Source organism: Acinetobacter sp. B-6, assembly GCF_056930735.1.
The window spans coordinates 19396-32160 of record NZ_JBXPBY010000004.1 but is presented as its reverse complement, the minus strand read 5'-3'; the positions used below and the strand labels follow the sequence as shown (position 1 = coordinate 32160).

17 protein-coding genes are annotated in these 12765 nt (G+C 38.4%); 10 read left to right on the top strand and 7 right to left on the bottom strand.

Features of this window, described 5'->3' with window-relative positions; genetic code table 11:
• The first annotated feature begins 284 nt into the window (after window positions 1–284).
• The gene (locus AC1Z3T_RS06200) at window positions 285–788 is read left to right on the top strand and encodes a DUF6586 family protein (protein WP_004826657.1); all 504 of its coding nucleotides are present in this window, start codon (window positions 285–287) and stop codon (window positions 786–788) included.
• Window positions 789–896: 108 nt separating this feature from the next.
• Window positions 897–1175, top strand: a complete 279-nt coding sequence (locus tag AC1Z3T_RS06195; RefSeq protein ID WP_004826658.1) for a hypothetical protein — start codon at window positions 897–899, stop codon at window positions 1173–1175.
• A gap of 99 nt (window positions 1176–1274) precedes the next feature.
• Here AC1Z3T_RS06195 and AC1Z3T_RS06190 read toward each other — a convergent pair whose 3' ends face one another.
• The 4 genes from AC1Z3T_RS06190 to AC1Z3T_RS06175 all read right to left on the bottom strand — a co-directional run bounded on the left by AC1Z3T_RS06190 (window position 1275) and on the right by AC1Z3T_RS06175 (window position 5194).
• The gene (locus AC1Z3T_RS06190) at window positions 1275–2993 is read right to left on the bottom strand and encodes a cation:proton antiporter (RefSeq protein ID WP_005035651.1); all 1719 of its coding nucleotides are present in this window, start codon (window positions 2991–2993) and stop codon (window positions 1275–1277) included.
• Window positions 2994–3175: 182 nt separating this feature from the next.
• Entirely contained in the window at window positions 3176–3331 is a 156-nt protein-coding gene (gene rpmG, locus AC1Z3T_RS06185) for a 50S ribosomal protein L33 (protein WP_003654787.1), read from the bottom strand.
• Window positions 3332–3343: 12 nt separating this feature from the next.
• Window positions 3344–3580 carry a 50S ribosomal protein L28 gene (gene rpmB / locus AC1Z3T_RS06180; RefSeq protein WP_000048256.1) on the bottom strand — a complete coding sequence of 79 codons (237 nt, stop codon included), beginning with the start codon at window positions 3578–3580 and terminating at the stop codon, window positions 3344–3346.
• A 165-nt stretch (window positions 3581–3745) separates the two neighbouring features.
• A complete protein-coding gene (locus AC1Z3T_RS06175) occupies window positions 3746–5194 on the bottom strand; it encodes a coniferyl aldehyde dehydrogenase (protein ID WP_100886011.1) in 1449 nt (482 codons plus the stop codon).
• A 111-nt stretch (window positions 5195–5305) separates the two neighbouring features.
• On the opposite strand from AC1Z3T_RS06175, the gene AC1Z3T_RS06170 reads away from it, so the two are divergent.
• The 5 genes from AC1Z3T_RS06170 to AC1Z3T_RS06150 all read left to right on the top strand — a co-directional run bounded on the left by AC1Z3T_RS06170 (window position 5306) and on the right by AC1Z3T_RS06150 (window position 9039).
• The gene (locus tag AC1Z3T_RS06170) at window positions 5306–5998 is read left to right on the top strand and encodes a TetR/AcrR family transcriptional regulator (protein WP_004826666.1); all 693 of its coding nucleotides are present in this window, start codon (window positions 5306–5308) and stop codon (window positions 5996–5998) included.
• Between the two features lie 83 nt (window positions 5999–6081).
• A complete protein-coding gene (purU, locus tag AC1Z3T_RS06165) occupies window positions 6082–6948 on the top strand; it encodes a formyltetrahydrofolate deformylase (protein WP_004826668.1) in 867 nt (288 codons plus the stop codon).
• 219 nt (window positions 6949–7167) lie between these two features.
• On the top strand, window positions 7168–7983 hold the full coding sequence (locus AC1Z3T_RS06160) for an energy transducer TonB family protein (protein WP_100886010.1): 816 nt from the start codon (window positions 7168–7170) through the stop codon (window positions 7981–7983).
• Between the two features lie 28 nt (window positions 7984–8011).
• Window positions 8012–8635 (top strand): MotA/TolQ/ExbB proton channel family protein, encoded by a 624-nt coding sequence (locus tag AC1Z3T_RS06155; protein WP_004826672.1) that lies wholly within the window; start codon window positions 8012–8014, stop codon window positions 8633–8635.
• Complete coding sequence (locus AC1Z3T_RS06150) at window positions 8635–9039, top strand: ExbD/TolR family protein (protein WP_004826673.1); 405 nt, start codon at window positions 8635–8637, stop codon at window positions 9037–9039. The genes AC1Z3T_RS06155 and AC1Z3T_RS06150 overlap by 1 nt, the downstream gene beginning before the upstream one ends.
• Window positions 9040–9130: 91 nt before the next feature.
• On the opposite strand, the gene msrA is transcribed toward AC1Z3T_RS06150, so the two are convergent.
• From msrA to AC1Z3T_RS06135, 3 genes are all read right to left on the bottom strand, one after another.
• On the bottom strand, window positions 9131–9652 hold the full coding sequence (msrA, locus tag AC1Z3T_RS06145) for a peptide-methionine (S)-S-oxide reductase MsrA (protein WP_100886009.1): 522 nt from the start codon (window positions 9650–9652) through the stop codon (window positions 9131–9133).
• A 277-nt stretch (window positions 9653–9929) separates the two neighbouring features.
• Entirely contained in the window at window positions 9930–10274 is a 345-nt protein-coding gene (locus AC1Z3T_RS06140; RefSeq protein ID WP_100886008.1) for a hypothetical protein, read from the bottom strand.
• A 193-nt stretch (window positions 10275–10467) separates the two neighbouring features.
• Window positions 10468–10806, bottom strand: a complete 339-nt coding sequence (locus tag AC1Z3T_RS06135) for a protein tyrosine phosphatase family protein (protein WP_004826681.1) — start codon at window positions 10804–10806, stop codon at window positions 10468–10470.
• Window positions 10807–10932: 126 nt separating this feature from the next.
• Here AC1Z3T_RS06135 and AC1Z3T_RS06130 point away from each other — a divergent pair, with 126 nt between their 5' ends.
• The 3 genes from AC1Z3T_RS06130 (at window position 10933) to AC1Z3T_RS06120 (ending at window position 12704) form a co-directional block, all read left to right on the top strand.
• The gene (locus tag AC1Z3T_RS06130) at window positions 10933–11829 is read left to right on the top strand and encodes an alpha/beta hydrolase (protein ID WP_100886007.1); all 897 of its coding nucleotides are present in this window, start codon (window positions 10933–10935) and stop codon (window positions 11827–11829) included.
• On the top strand, window positions 11830–12261 hold the full coding sequence (gene trxC, locus AC1Z3T_RS06125; RefSeq protein ID WP_004826686.1) for a thioredoxin TrxC: 432 nt from the start codon (window positions 11830–11832) through the stop codon (window positions 12259–12261). It abuts the gene before it with no gap.
• A 74-nt stretch (window positions 12262–12335) separates the two neighbouring features.
• Window positions 12336–12704, top strand: coding sequence for an acyl-CoA thioesterase (locus AC1Z3T_RS06120; RefSeq protein WP_181447883.1), 369 nt, complete (start codon window positions 12336–12338; stop codon window positions 12702–12704).
• The last annotated feature ends 61 nt before the right edge of the window (window positions 12705–12765 follow it).

Below are 12765 nucleotides of genomic sequence, written 5' to 3'. Positions count from 1 at the left end.
TTATTGCAAATACGATTTATAAAAAAATATAAGATAATGATTTAAATGTATTTTATTGCTAGATTTTTTCTATTCATTTTATTGACATTCGACATGGATAAAATTTATTGTGATTTTTGTGAAATAAAGATTAAGCTAAGTAAAGTATGTTGACACTTCACAGATACCTGCGACAGTGGACATTTTTTCATGCCTTGTTTATGTAGTTTTAACTGATAACGCAGTGCACGGTTGAAATATCAACAGGTGTTATATAGTAAATGCCAAAATCTTAGGGAACATCCATGTCACGTGTAGCTCGCTTTCATGCAGACCGTACCAATCAAAAACTTTATTTTGCTCGTCTTTCATGTATGCAGGCAGAGCAGACAGAAAATGTTCAGCAAGCCCAAGCTCAACGTGAAGCAGCGGTATTTCATCTGCATGGTGCGGTTTTGGCTTTTTTACAGGAACTGGTTCGTTATTATCGCTTAAATGATTTATCTCCTACTCTGAAGTCGATTGAAGAGAACATGGCAGCAAAAGGGCAAGTATCACCTGAAGTTTTGGTGATGCAAAAATTGGCAAAGGAAGGATTTATTGCTGAGCTTAAAAGAGCATATCGACTTTGCCAATATGCACCTGAACCGAGTGCGCCAGAACCTGAAGATGAGACATCATCTAATTTAATTATTAAAGTGACACAAACACCACAAGCATGGTTGCCAGATACCAGAATTTTAAGAGAATGGCATCGTGATTTATCACAACTTATTGATGGTTTTCGTAATGAAATGGTTGAATTCTGATCTTTTTGATCAGATTCACTTGAAATTTTGTTTTAAATGACTATATAAAATATCTACAAGATGCAAAGTGCATTCAGTGCTTTGCCCCATGTTGAGCATGGAGGATTTATGTCTATCGAACAGTTAAAAGAGTTATTTGGGAATCAAGAAGCTATTTTGGAGTTAGTACAACTCGAAGGTGGTGAATTGGCATTGCGTAATGCAGGATCTGAAAAGGATCCATTGGTCACGATCCAATTTAATGAAGAAGTGAAAGCGTTATTGGGTGATCAAACACCAGCAATAGCTCAACAAATGATTCAAGCTGCATTATTCGCTTTACTTGAAAAGCAGGCGGATGAATGGCATGCGGAAGTTGTTGATGTGCAGCCGAAATATATGAGCTAGTACAGCTAAGGTTTGGTTTTCTAAAATAATTAAAAAACGCACTTTAAAGTGCGTTTTCTTTGTCACATGTTTTAAATTGGCTGAAAGCTCATTTCAAATTCAATGTGTTGGTTCATGATGATGTGCAATTTGAATTTGGTTCAAAATATGATTGCTCATATTTTTCGCCATTTCCTCTTTTGCATAATAGACTTCACCAACATTGTCTTTGCGAATAACTTCTGCCTCTTCTTTATTTTCAGCACAAACCAAAACTTGAATTTCTGGATTCAGTAATTTTGCTGTGTCGACAATTTTATGAATATCGACAATATCCATCGGTGAAATAACCAATAGTCTTGCATGTTGAATATGCGCTTGAATAAGGACACTGGGTTCAGTGGCACGACCTGAAACCGCAGCAATACCTTTTTCACGTAAGTTTTCTACGATTTCACGATTTTCTTCTGCGATCACGACTTTAATACCATCTTCCATAAGTGTTTTGGTAATACGACGACCGACTTCACCATGACCGACAATCACCACTTGGTCACGCAAGTAAGCTTGATCGACTTCATCAGGAAGCATTGCCAAAGGGTCACCACTACGTTCAAGCAAGCGTGCTAAATGTGAACGTTCACGAATCCAGTTCTGTACAGGCTCAATGGCTGAGAACAGGAATGAGTTTAAGGTAATCGAGAATAATGCACCTGCCAAAATTAAGTTTTGTGCTTCAGGGCTGAGTAAGCCAAGTGAGAGACCGAGTGTGGCAAGGATAAATGAGAATTCCCCAATTTGTGCCAAACTTGCACCAACAGTCAATGCAGTATTGATTGGGTAGCGGAAGAATAAAACTAACGCCATTGCTGCGAGTGTTTTACCAATCATGATGATGGCAATCACGGCTAAAATATGTAAAGGTTGTTCAATAATAATGCGCGGATCAAATAACATTCCCACAGAAACGAAGAAGAGGATTGAGAAAATTTCTCTTAATGGTAAGGTTTCTTCTTCTGCACGATGACTAAAATCAGACTCTTTTACCACCATCCCCGCAAAGAATGCGCCTAATGCCATAGAGACGCCAAAGATCGCGTAAGAGCCATAAGCAATTGAAACTGCTGCTGCAACCACTGTTAAGGTAAAAAGCTCTCTAGAACCCAAACGAGCGACATATTGCATGATCATTGGAACAAGTCGTTTCCCAATAATGAGCATAAAGGCAATAAAGCCAGTGACTTTGAGTAGCGTGATGCCTAAGGTCATCCAAATGTTTTGATCTGACTCATGCCCTGCGATGGGATGTCCTCCCAAAAGTACTGCGGTTGCAGGAAGCAGAACCAAAACCAGTACCATGACCAGATCTTCGACCAATAACCAGCCAACTGCAATTTTACCATTGATCGAATCGAGTAAACCTTTATCACCCAAAGCCTTCAATAAAACCACGGTACTAGCACAAGATAAACTTAAACCAAAGACCAGTGCAGATCCAAAACTCCATCCCCAAAACATGGAAACAGCTATTCCCAACAAGGTTGCAACTGCGATTTGTAAAATTGCACCAGGTAAAGCAATTCTTCGAACTTGCATTAAATCATTGAGGGAAAAATGCATGCCTACACCAAACATCAAAAACATCACGCCTAATTCAGCAAGCTGATTGGCAAGTGTGATGTCTGCGACCACACCGGGTGTATTAGGACTAATAATAATCCCTGCAATAAGATAACCAATCAAAGGAGGAAGGCGTAAACGTGCAGCGATATAGCCAAAAATGAGGGCTATACCAAAGCCAACTGCAAGCAAAATAATCAGATCTACGTCATGAGGCACTAAATACTCCTTAATATTGAGGAGAAATCATTCAAAAAATCATTTCTAGAAGGGTATGGCTCTGTGTGAAACCATAGAAAATGCACGAATAGTGCCAAATTTGATGAAGATTTTAACAAGTTGAAGAAAAAAAAGGCAAAAAAAACGACCCAAATGGATCGTATTTTTTAAGAAAACTAAAATTATTTAATTTTAGCTTCTTTGAAGATAACGTGTTGACGGATTTTTGGATCAAATTTTTTGATTTCCATTTTTTCCGGCATAGTACGTTTGTTCTTAGTAGTGGTATAGAAATAACCTGTACCAGCAGTAGAAACTAGGCGAATTTTATCACGCATGGTTCAGACTCCTTAGATCTTTTGACCTTGAGCACGTAGGTCAGCAACAACCTTTTCAATGCCCAATTTGTCGATAATACGCATACCTTTAGTAGTTAGACGAAGACGTACGAAACGTTTTTCGCTTTCTAACCAGAAACGGTGGTGATGCAGGTTCGGCTCGAACCGGCGTTTAGTTTTGTTGTTGGCGTGTGAGACGTTGTTACCAACGACTGGACGCTTGCCGGTAACTTGGCAAACCTTAGACATGGTGTAACTCCATTGATTTAGCCAACAGCAAATCTGTATGGCCAGTCAAAATAAAACGGATTGAATTCATTCAAGGGGCGTTTTATACCAAAATTCCGCTTAAAAGACAAGCGGAATTCGTCAAAACGCAATCTGATCTATTGTGATAGATCATGCCTTGATCAGTTAGCGTAAGAAAGTTTTCTCTAAAATTTTATTTAGGGGTTTATCGTAAGGCGCTAAGATGAGTTTTAAGCTGAATAGCTTAGGAATAGACATCACTGAACGCTCATGTGATAAACCAAAGAAACCTTCTGGGCCATGATATTTGCCCATACCCGAAGCACCTACGCCACCAAATGGTAGATCGTCTTGTGCAACATGGGTTAGAACGGCATTTTGACCGAAATGTCCTGAGTGAGTACGTTGGGAAACATATTCAGCACGAGCATTGTCAAAGTCGAAATAGTATAAAGCAAGTGGACGAGGTCTGCCATTAATAAAGTCAATCACATCGTCGATTTGATCATATTCCATGATTGGAAGGACTGGACCAAAAATTTCATTCTTCATAATGTCCATAGTCGGTAAGACACCTGTTAAGAATGTTGGGGCTATTTTTCGTACAGCAGTTAAATCCTCATGATTGGGATTAATCTCAGTGAATTGAGCGCCTTGTTGACGCGCATCTTCTAAATACCCTTGGATACGATTGTACTGTTTGTCATTGATGATGCTGGTGTAATCCTGATTGTCTCGCAAGGTTGGGTACATTGCTGTAGCGATTTCTTTAAATGAATCAATGAACTCAGCAGTTTTACCTTTAGGCAGGAACATATAGTCAGGTGCAACACAGGTTTGACCTGCATTCCAAAGCTTACCAAATGCAATTCGTTCAGCCACCAATTTTAAGTCGCTAGACGGATGTACAATCACTGGTGATTTACCACCCAGTTCAAGAATAACAGGTACAAGATTCTCTGCCGCTGCACTCATCACTGTTTTACCCACATTGGTAGAACCAGTAAAAATGATTTTATCGAAGGCTAAATGCGAAAAAGCATCAGAAATTTGTCCACCACCATTCACGACTGCAACCAACTCTTGTGGGAATGCTTCTGATAACGCATTTTCAAGCACATAACCAAATTGAGAAGATGAACTGGAAATCTTTAACATGGCATGATTACCAGCAGCCAAGGCGCAAATCAGCGGTCCAACTGACAGTAACAATGGGTAATTCCAAGGTGCAATAATTCCAATTACACCTAGAGGTTGATATTGCACCCAGGCTTTGCCTGGTTGGTGTAACATAGAGACATGGCGCTTAGATGGTTTCATCCATGCTGTTAAATGCTTGCTATAATATTTAATTTGCTCTAAACAGGTAAGTAATTCACCGATTTTAGTTTCGCTGATTGAACGATTGCCGTAGTCTTGATTGATTGCATCTGCAAATTGATCTTGATATTTTACCAAAACTTTTTTCAAGCGAGCTAAACGTTCAATACGCTCTTTGGCTGTAGGAACAGGATAACGCTGATAAGCAGCTTTCTGTTGTTCAAGCAGATCGTGCATATGTTGAACTTCAGGTGAATAGGAAGTCATTGAATTTGTTTTTGTATGACTGTTCATGACAAACACCATTTACGAATAGGTTAATATAATATATTTTTTAGAGTAAATACTCTAAATAGTCAAGTCACTTTATGTTAGCTTGTGCTAACGGTTAAAAATGGTAATAGGATGTCAAGCTCCAAAACTTTGAAAACGAAAGATCGAATTTTGCAGATTAGTCTGCAACTTTTTAATGAACGCGGAGAGCGTGCAGTTACGACAAATCATATTGCTGCTGAGCTTGGGATTAGTCCTGGAAATTTGTATTATCATTTTCGAAATAAGCAAGAAATCATTAAAGAGTTGATGGAGCAATATCAAAAAGAAACATTAGATATGCTTTCATTACCCGATGACCGTAAAGTCAATGCAAATGATAAGATTCGTTATTTTCAAGTTTTGAGTAGCCAACTTTGGGAATATCGTTTCTTACATCGTGATGTTTATCACTTAATAGAAAATAATGATGATTTTAGAAAAATATATCCTCGTTTCGCTGGAAAAGTGATGCAGCAGGGACAAAAAATTTATCATGCCTTTGTTCAAGCGGGCTTGATGCAGATGACAGCATCTGAAATTGAAGCGTTGATTATCAATATTTGGATTGTACTGACCAACTGGACAAACTTCCTTTATATGTCTGGGCATTTGAGTGATTCCAATCATTTGGATGAAAAATGGATTTGGCAGGCGTTACGTCAAATGGTGTTTTTGGAAGGTCCGTATTTGCGTGGTGAAAGCCGTGAAACCTATGAGCGCTTGTTGGAAAGTTTTGGTTCTTCAGAATTATTTGCAAGTTTATCGGCAGTAAAACACGATTGATGCTGAATCAAGATTGAAAGCTGCTAAAAAAGCGTTAGAATACTCGGCTGTTTTAAACTAATTTATAAGTGATATCCTTCAACATGAACATGACTACTGCCAACACAGCACGTCTACTGATTACTTGTGAAGACAAGCCAGGAATCGTGCAAGCTGTATCGAGCTTTTTGTATCATCAGGGCGCAAATATTACCGCGCTTGATCAATACGCAACTGAAGCTCAGGGCGGACGTTATTTCATGCGTGTTGAATTTGAACTTGACCATTTGCAATCTCGTCGTGAAAGTCTGATCCAAACTTTTGCAAGTAATGTTGCTGAACGCTATAGCATGCATTGGCGTTTAAGCTTGGTGAGCGATATTAAAAAAGTAGGTATCTTGGTCTCTAAAGTCGACCATGCTTTACTTGAGTTACTTTGGCGTCATTCACGTGGCGGTTTACATTGTGAAATCACACAAGTGGTTTCAAATCATGAAGATTTGCGTGAGTCAGTAGAGAACTTTGGTATTCCTTTCCATGTGGTTCCAGTCAATAAAGAAAATAAGCGTGAAGCGTATGCGCAAATTGATGAACTCATGCAAGGCAATGACTTGCTGGTGCTTGCACGCTATATGCAGATTCTTGATGAAGAGTTTGTACAAAAATGGGAAATGAAGGTGATTAATATTCATCATTCATTCTTACCTGCATTTGTCGGCGCTAATCCTTATAAGCAAGCCTATGAAAAGGGTGTGAAGTTGATTGGTGCAACAGCCCATTATGTCACAGCTGATTTGGACCAAGGACCAATTATTGAGCAAGATGTAGAACGTGTAAATCACGATTTTACTGTTGAGCAATTACGTGAATTAGGTCAGGATGTTGAGCGTAATGTTTTGGCAAGAGCAGTCAAATGGCATCTTGAAGATCGTATTATTGTCGATGGCAACAAGACTGTAGTATTTCAATAATATGTGAATGTTGGTTAAATTTTTAAGATGAAAAAGGGATGCTTTAAGCATCCCTTTTTATTTTTTTATTTGTAAAAATGATAAAAAACGCAAAAAAAGCTGTTGCAAATGAAAACACTTCTCATTTATCATTGTTGCACTTTAATTGTTCTATCCGATGAGCTTAATCTGTAAATTGATTATTTTACAGTTTACTCAATTTTAGGTATTTAGATTCTTATGAGTCAGTCTTCCTCTGCACCACTTCAAACGCCTCCACCGATGAAGAAAAAAGTCCTTGCTGCAGTCTTAGCAGTTATTGTTGGGCATGTAGGTGTATTGTGGGGAATCAGTAATATGAAGGCTTTTGAATTACCTCAAATAAAGAAAGAACCTTTAAAAATCAAATTTTTAAAGCTCAAAGAAGATGCTCCACCACCGCCTCCACCTCCTGTTGAACAGATCAAGCCTAAAGTTAAACCTAAGCCGGTAGAGAAGAAAATCGAACCGAAACCGGTGGTTAAACCGAAAATCATTGAACAGAAAAAACCTGTTGTAAATGATGATCGTGCAAGAAAGCTTGAAGAGCAGAAACGTTTAGAAGATCAAAAACGTTTAGAAGATCAGAAGCGTATGGATGAGCAAAAACGTCTAGATGAGCAAAAGCGTTTAGAAGATCAAAAACGTTTGGATCAACAGAAGCGTGAACAAGAGGAGCGTGACCGTCAGCGTCGTGAGCAAGAGCAAAGAAATACACCACGCAATGTAAGCGAAGGGCAGGTTTCTTGGAATCGCAGTCCTCGAATTGCAAAAGACCAGTTGCTTAAACTGATGTCACCTGAAGATGGTACAAAGGTTGTAAATCTTGAAATTACCGCAGATGCGAATGGAAATATTACCAATGTACGTGTGATCCAATCGAGTGGTAACTCAAGTTTAGACAGTTACGTTGTTAAACAGACACAATCTGCAAAATTTAAAGCCTACAAAGAAAATGGCACTGGTGTACCATTTAAAATTAGGCAGGATTTTGCGTTGTCAGTCTCTAAAAAATGATTTTTTTTAAGAATTAGGAAATGTGCATATGAACTTTTCAGTTTATTGGCAACATGCTGATGCGGTCAGTAAAACACTGTATTTCGTGTTATTGGCAATGTCTATTGCAACGTGGACTGTGTTCATTTTGCGTATTTTGGGCACGCGTCAACTCAAGCAGGTTGCTCAAGACCATCTCGCTCAAGCGTTGAGTGCATTAAAGGCAAAACTTGCACCACTTGGATTTGATCAACGTAAAGCAGTTGCAGAACAAGCTTTATTGCGTCAGATTTCAGTAGAGAAAGCCAATGCTGAAAAGGGTGTTTCTGTATTAGGTACGATTGCTTCACTGGCACCATTTGTGGGTTTATTTGGTACAGTATGGGGAATTTTCCATGCATTGGTTGCTGTCGGTAAAAGCGGTCAAGCAGGTTTAGCGCAAGTTGCAACACCTGTTGGTGAGGCGTTGATCATGACAGGGCTTGGTCTTGCAGTCGCAATTCCTGCTGTATTGGCGTATAACATCTGTGTACGTTTCAATCGCACTTTGTCAAATGAATTACAAGATCAAGCACATGGTTTATTGATTGATACGATGTTGCAGCAAGAATCTTCAACAAAAAAAGTTGAAGCTGAAGCAACAAATAAAGGTTTAGTTGGAGGTCAAGCTTAATGGCTTTTCAATTGGGAGAAGACAACGATTCTGGCATGAATGAGATGAATCTTATTCCGCTGATCGATATTATGTTGGTATTGATGATCATCTTCTTGGTGACAGCAACCGTTGCTAACCCATCGATACCGTTAACCTTACCGAAAACTACCGCTGAAGTGAATGCTCCACCTCCTGAAGCCATTACGATTAGTATTAATCAGCAAGGCGAAGTGGCTTGGAATGATCAAATCATTACTTTAGATGAATTATCAAAACGATTTGATGAAGCAGGACAAAAAGCTGTTAAACCAGCTGTTCAGCTAAGAGCCGATAAAGAGTCGCGTTATGATACTGTTGCACAAGTGATGTCACGTGCAAGTGAGGCAGGATTAAATGATCTTGCGTTTATGAGTGATAATTAATAAATAACAAGAAAATGATAATATTTTTTAAAACCTCCCTGATGGGAGGTTTTTTTATACGGATTTTAAACACTTTAAATTTTAAAAAGACTTAATCTTTGAGTAAGTCTTGGAATTGGCTATGTAATTTGAGCAGTTTAGGAGGAATGGCAAAATTACAGTATCCCTGCGCAGGGTTTCGAGCAAAGAAGTTTTGATGATATTCTTCCGCAGGATGGAAGATTGGGGCTGGACTGAGTTCAGTGACAATATTTAGCCCATCTGCTTTGAGTTGCTCAATAAAGCTTTCAGACTCAGCTTTTTGTATTTCATTGAAATAATAAATGACAGAACGGTACTGTGTACCAATATCATTACCTTGACGGTTTAATGTGGTTGGATCATGTATCGCAAAAAATACAGTGAGCAATTGTTGATAGCTGATCTGTTGTTCATCGAAATCAATCAAAATCACTTCAGCATGATTGGTATCTCCATTGCAAATCGCCTCATAGGTAGGATTGGTTGTATGCCCACCAGCATAACCACTTACCACCTTTTGAACACCTTTAAGCTGTAAAAAAACGGCTTCTGTACACCAAAAGCAGCCACCACCGAATAAAGCTTGTTGCATTGAGAAATCCTTTTATTATTGAATAGGAAAAATATATGATCAAAATGATCATAGCGTGAATGATGTGATTGTGTCATATCACTATTTCAGAATAGATAGTATTACAACCTGATTAAGTTGATCAGTCAGTGGAAATTGTAGCTAGATTTAACATCAAAAAAATATAAATAAATTGTCAAAGCTTATTGCATTCGTGTGAGTAAAAGACATTTGAAAAAATGCGCTCATAAAAAATTGATTTTATAACAAATAGGTTGTTAAGTTTTTTTGTATTCGCTTAAATGCCAGGTGGAGTAGGAGAAAAATTAAGCTTTCCTTTATGAAAATATTTCTTTCCTTCAAAGGATAAGTACGATGAGTAATCGTTATCAAGCATAAGAATGACTTTTTTTTCCGCATGTATTTTGTAGAAAAAATCAGATTCTTTATGCGTTGTAACTTTCACTATTATTCCATTGGGTAGAATCGCTTTAGCAGCTTGGAGGTCTGTTTTATATTTATATATATCAATACTTTCTTGATCTTCCCACCATGAAATAATAATTTCCATATTGTCAAAAGGGCTATACCAGAGCACTTCAATCGCCCCATAATCAACCCACACTGGTATGACGAATGACATTTTGTTCACCAACTATTTATTTTCTATACAACTAACATACGACATCTTATGTGAAATTCTTAAATTTTATTTTTGATCAATATTTTAAACTTAAGCCATTCCAGTATACTGAAATGGCTTTAATGATTTTCATATTCCAAAATTAATCAAGAAATAATGCTTCTCAATGATATTTGTTTCAATGAAACAATCTTTATTCGTCGTCTAATAAGTCCATTTGCTTGGCAATTTGGTAAAGATTATTTGAACGATTGCCTGTGCGACAGAACATAAGGACCGGCTTTGGAAGTTCATTAAAACGATTCGCAAACGTTCTGACATCGACTTCTGTAATTTGTCCTGCAACAACAGGTAAAAATACATAATCTAACCCAGCAGCACGTGCTGCTTCTTCGATCTGTGCGCTGGTAGGCTGTTCTGAACCACCCTCTAAATCAGGGCGGTTATTGATCACAGACTTAAACCCTTTCTCTGCAACTTGAGCAATATGTTCTGGACCTATTTGACCTGCGAAACCAACATTTTCACTCATTTCGTCACTCCTATATTATTTAAAATCAAATATGCTATATATAATAGCATTAAGCTCAGAACTGAGTTTGGACTACAAAAGATTTATAAAAGAAATATCTATAAAAGATAACGCAATGGAGTGTGTATGTACGCATATACAGTTGAACCACTGTATGTCCCGATCGGGCAAGAAGTTATAGCCGCAGATTTTTATCGTCCTAAAAACTTAAAGAAACCAGCTGTAATCATTATGGCACATGGCTTTGCTTGTCTCAGACAATTTAGACTGATTGCATATGCACAAAAATTTGCGCAAGCTGGTTATGCGGTTGTGCTCTTTGACTATCGTTTCTGGGGAGGGAGTACTGGCTTTCCCCGTGAACTGATTTCTTTACAAAATCAGATGGAAGATTGGAAAACGGTCGTTAATTATGTGGCAATACAAAAGAAAATAAATTCTAAGAAAATGGTGTTATGGGGGACATCGCTGAGTGGTGGTTATGTATTGAGCCTTGCCAGTGAACTTAAAAATGTTCAAGGGATCATGGTACAGGTACCTTATGTCGATGGGGCAGAAACGGCAAAATCATTCCCGATTCAGCAGCTTCCTAAAGCTTTAAAAATATCCAGTCAAGATTATATGGGGGCAAAAGTTGGGATGCTGCCACGTACCTTACCTGTCGTGCATCCCTATGATCTTTGCTTCATTCCAACCAAAGATAGCTACAGCGGTTATATGTCGATTGTACATCCCGATTATTTTTGGAGTGGTGAAGTTCCTGCACGTGTTTTCTTTAACTTAATTCGTTTTAGACCGATTCAGACAGTAAGAAGTATAAATATTCCAGTGTTATTTATTGCTTCTAAAAAAGATAGTTTTATCCCAATAGAATCCAGTCGAGAAACGGCGACGAACATAGCACCTTTTGTACAATATCATGAGTGGGATATGGCGCATTTTGATATTTATCACGGGAAATGGTTGGAAAAAGCAATTTTGACCCAATTAGACTTTTTACACCAACATATAGGAGTGAGCTAGATGATTATCGTATGTCCATCATGTGGCGCAAAAAACCGTGTTCCTGAAGACAAGCTGAATGCGCAGCCGAGTTGTGGGCAATGCCATCAAAATCTTATACCACTTGCTCCAATTGAATTAAATGAACAGAATTTTAGTAATTTCGTCAGTCACAGTGACCTACCTATTCTGATAGATTTATGGGCAGAGTGGTGCGGTCCATGCAAAATGATGGCACCTCATTTTGCCCAAGTGGCGGGCAGTAATCCCAATGTGGTTTTTGCCAAAATTGATACAGAAGCCAACCCTCGTTTGAGTAGTGCATTTAATATTCGTAGCATACCAACCTTGGTTTTAATGAATAAAACCACAGAAGTTGCTAGAATTAGCGGTGCGTTACGGGCTAACCAATTACAAGAATGGTTAGATCAACAATTGAATGCCCTTAAGTAATTCACGGGCTCGGAGTTATTGTGTCAGATTCTCATGTAAAACCTGAAGGTACACTGTCTTTACAAACCATCGCAATGCCAGCGGATACAAACTGGAGTGGTGATGTTTTTGGTGGTTGGATTGTTTCACAAATGGACTTGGCTGGCGCTATTCATGCAGAACGTTTTAGTAAAGGGCGTTGTGCAACTATTTCTATTAATCAAATGACTTTCCTTGTTCCAGTGAAAGTGGGTGATGTGATTAGTTGTTATACCAAAATTTTAAAAGTGGGGAATACCTCCATTCAAATGCAGATTGAAGTGTGGGACAGTCACGACAGTTCACGTGCTGCCAAGCGTGTAACAGCAGGTGTATTCACTTTTGTTGCTGTAGACGTTACAGGGAATAAACGACAAATTCCTGAGGATGTCAAACAAAAGCACCTTGCATCACAAACAGTGTGATGGCTTCAAATTAAAAAATCCCAACATTGTTTGGGATTTTTTTATGGGTTCGAACAGTACA

Excerpts from the sequence above, each read along its gene's own strand:
- AC1Z3T_RS06200 (WP_004826657.1), top strand. The coding sequence starts at position 285 with ATGTCACGTGTAGCTCGCTTTCATGCAGACCGTACCAATCAAAAACTT.
- AC1Z3T_RS06195 (WP_004826658.1), top strand. The coding sequence starts at position 897 with ATGTCTATCGAACAGTTAAAAGAGTTATTTGGGAATCAAGAAGCTATT.
- rpmG (WP_003654787.1), bottom strand. The coding sequence starts at position 3,331 with ATGCGTGATAAAATTCGCCTAGTTTCTACTGCTGGTACAGGTTATTTC.
- rpmB (WP_000048256.1), bottom strand. The coding sequence starts at position 3,580 with ATGTCTAAGGTTTGCCAAGTTACCGGCAAGCGTCCAGTCGTTGGTAAC.
- AC1Z3T_RS06175 (WP_100886011.1), bottom strand. The coding sequence starts at position 5,194 with ATGAACAGTCATACAAAAACAAATTCAATGACTTCCTATTCACCTGAA.
- AC1Z3T_RS06170 (WP_004826666.1), top strand. The coding sequence starts at position 5,306 with ATGTCAAGCTCCAAAACTTTGAAAACGAAAGATCGAATTTTGCAGATT.
- purU (WP_004826668.1), top strand. The coding sequence starts at position 6,082 with ATGAACATGACTACTGCCAACACAGCACGTCTACTGATTACTTGTGAA.
- AC1Z3T_RS06160 (WP_100886010.1), top strand. The coding sequence starts at position 7,168 with ATGAGTCAGTCTTCCTCTGCACCACTTCAAACGCCTCCACCGATGAAG.
- AC1Z3T_RS06155 (WP_004826672.1), top strand. The coding sequence starts at position 8,012 with ATGAACTTTTCAGTTTATTGGCAACATGCTGATGCGGTCAGTAAAACA.
- AC1Z3T_RS06150 (WP_004826673.1), top strand. The coding sequence starts at position 8,635 with ATGGCTTTTCAATTGGGAGAAGACAACGATTCTGGCATGAATGAGATG.
- msrA (WP_100886009.1), bottom strand. The coding sequence starts at position 9,652 with ATGCAACAAGCTTTATTCGGTGGTGGCTGCTTTTGGTGTACAGAAGCC.
- AC1Z3T_RS06140 (WP_100886008.1), bottom strand. The coding sequence starts at position 10,274 with ATGTCATTCGTCATACCAGTGTGGGTTGATTATGGGGCGATTGAAGTG.
- AC1Z3T_RS06135 (WP_004826681.1), bottom strand. The coding sequence starts at position 10,806 with ATGAGTGAAAATGTTGGTTTCGCAGGTCAAATAGGTCCAGAACATATT.
- AC1Z3T_RS06130 (WP_100886007.1), top strand. The coding sequence starts at position 10,933 with ATGTACGCATATACAGTTGAACCACTGTATGTCCCGATCGGGCAAGAA.
- trxC (WP_004826686.1), top strand. The coding sequence starts at position 11,830 with ATGATTATCGTATGTCCATCATGTGGCGCAAAAAACCGTGTTCCTGAA.
- AC1Z3T_RS06120 (WP_181447883.1), top strand. The coding sequence starts at position 12,336 with ATGCCAGCGGATACAAACTGGAGTGGTGATGTTTTTGGTGGTTGGATT.